Here is a 2,771-nt window from a genome sequence, read left to right on the forward strand (position 1 = left end):
CTTTATATGACGACGGACAATATCGCATCATGAAATAATTATATAAATACAATACATTGTCGCACCACTAGTGACACTCTAGCGGCTCACTCAGGGTAAGCATTTAAGTCAGCCCAAGTTTTGATCACCTTCTTGGCGGCCTCTTTCGATGTCTGGTGTTTCGTCGTCATCTCGATCTCCTAATCGATAAGGTGAACCAGAAATCCTCTGCTAATAAAACCCTCAAATCTGTCCCACGGGTGCTGACGTCAGACACCTATACCAATGCACCCAGTCAAGCCCCTCGACCCGCTTGATTTACAGACATTGCACGCGGCACGTTGAGCGTCACGCCGAACAGCAACAACTAACCAGATTTGTGCGCCCGATAGAACAAAGCATAACAGTGCGCACAAACCTGACGCCAATAGTAATACCCCACAACTTTTAAAAGCGTAGGTCCAAGGCTTTACCGATTAGAACGATGTGCGCGCAGAAAGCACTGCGGACACCTCACCATCGTTATCGACGCGGGCTTCAACGCGCGCCGACCAGATATCGGCCCCCTTCAAGTCCATTCCGAGGCTCAAATATCCAATGCTGTCTTCGCTTGATGTTGCAAAGCTGGTGCTGGCATCCGCCAAAGACATGGCGACGGCATCCCCATCGACGAACAACGCTGTGACTCCAACAAATGGCGCAAGGTGCAGACCAGAAACTGCGATATCATAACCGACCTCAAGACCAGCAAAGCCGTTGGTCACCGTGCGCGCGTCAAATGCGGCCCCCTCCAGGTTCTCGGCGGAAAAATCGTCCAAGCGATAGAAGCTTAGCCCAGCGTTACCGGACACAGTGAAGCGCGAAGCCATCGCGTGGGAGAGCTGCACGCCAAGCCCCGCGAACATCGCATCTGTCGTGGCATCGCCCGCATCGCCATAGGTTACATCCCCCGCACCGACGAACGCCACGGCGCTCATTTGGGTTTGCGCCGAAAGTTCGCGCGCGTAGCGCCCGCCAAAAGCGATGTTGCGCGCTGTGATATCGCCCGTCTCAGCGTTGCCGCCTGCGACGCTCATGAACAGGCCGTAGGTATCAAAATCGCGGCCAAAGCTTAGCGCGCCATCGCGCCAATCGTCTTCTCCGAGTTGCGCCTGCCCTGAGATCCAGAACGCCCCCGGCTTCAACGGACCAAAACCTGTACGCGTGATGTCATAAGACAGACCGGCAACAAGAGTATCTGCGACACCAAAGACCTCCGCATCTGCCATCACCAGCGTTTGATTGACGAAAAGTGCGCTATCTGTTTGAAGATCAATCACCTCAGGGGCGTTTACAAAGCTGATAGCACCAAAGTTGGTCGTCACCACCGTAAGCGTATCGGTCCCTGCGCCAAGGTCCACGTCGCCAACAATTGTGCCCCCGTGAATTTCCAACGCATCATCGCCATCGCCCAGACTTATTGCTGTGCCACTACGTCCGACAATCGTGCCAAAGTTGATCACTGTCTGCGCGCCCGTATCGATGGGGTCAGTATTGATCCCGATGGAACCTTCGATCCGACCTGTATTGGTGATGGTCGAAGCGCCTGTTGACGGATCAAAATCGATACCGTCCTCCGCCCCATCCGAGATGATCAGACCAGCGTTAAAAATCATACCGCTATCCAAATCGATACCATCTTGATCACCAGTAGATCGGATCGTGCCATAGTTGGTTATGTCGGCATCGGCAGCCGCGTTCACCGCGTCGTCGCCTGCAGTGATCGTGCCATAGTTTATCAGCACCGCACCGTCGGTATTGATGTTGACGCCTTCATCTTCGGCCTCAATCACGCCTGTATCATAGTTGATCACACGCGCGTTGTCTTCAAGCTGCACACCGTCATCGGACCCGATGATGGTACCGTAGTTCTCAATCACCCCGTCGTCATCAATATTAACGCCGTCACCGTCCTCACCCGTGACCGTACCATAATTGGTCACCGTCACATCATTATCGCCCTGCACCCCATGGTCGTTTTGGCCAGTGATCGTACCCGCATTGGTAAAGGTAACACCGTCATCAAATTCAAATCCTTGGTCGTCGCCCGTGATCACGGCCCCCTCAGAAACGGTGATCGTGCCGTCGTCAAAACCATCGTCAAGAAGGCCCGTTCCCGTACCAGAACAGATAACGTCATCGCCATCACTCGGTGAAGATGGCGTGCAGGCCTCAATCGCTTGCGCCTGTAGGGGCAAGGCCAGAACTGAGATTAGGGCGAGGGAAGACAAAGAGCAAAGAAATGTCGCGCGCATGGGAAAACCTGTGGGTTGGAGATAAATTTGCTCTGCCCTAACGGTCTTTTGTAACAGACATATGCAAACACCTCTAACGATACCCAATCTATGTCTCTGGTACCGAAAAAATACGCAGGCGAACGCGATCGACTTCATTGGCCACATCGTTGAAAAGTTCCCTGTCGCCTTCGAACGCAAGGTGGCATAAACGAGCACTTGGGGCGGCACTAAAATGTGACAGGTCCATTTTGTCTTTGAACTCGTTCGCCGCCTTGATCACGATGAAGGCAGGGCTGGTGATCAGATCATGCGCTTTCAAGATCCGATACGTTGAAGCCTCTGATACAAAGTAACTTTCCTTGTCTGTGAAGGTCACTGCCAGTTCTCTTGGCGACAGCTCGGTCTCCTTCAGCGCCAGCTTCACCACCTTGCGCCGTACGTCGTCAGGGATGCGGTTCCAGACATGCTTTGGCTTTTGAGATTGATCCTGCAGCCCAGCCTCGCCACGCTGCAGGT

Annotated in this window: 1 protein-coding gene and 1 pseudogene; both read right to left on the reverse strand. The window is 53.5% G+C overall.

Annotation, left to right across the window (positions count from 1 at the left end):
* Positions 1–455 precede the first annotated feature (455 nt).
* Positions 456–2,273 carry an autotransporter outer membrane beta-barrel domain-containing protein gene (locus tag KO503_RS16885; RefSeq protein WP_215992728.1) on the reverse strand — a complete coding sequence of 606 codons (1,818 nt, stop codon included), beginning with the start codon at positions 2,271–2,273 and terminating at the stop codon, positions 456–458.
* Between the two features lie 229 nt (positions 2,274–2,502).
* A pseudogene (locus tag KO503_RS16890) lies at positions 2,503–2,771 on the reverse strand (helix-turn-helix domain-containing protein); the annotation flags it as partial.

This window comes from Pacificibacter marinus (genome assembly GCF_018860505.1).
In the GTDB taxonomy this organism is placed as follows: domain Bacteria; phylum Pseudomonadota; class Alphaproteobacteria; order Rhodobacterales; family Rhodobacteraceae; genus Celeribacter; species Celeribacter marinus_B.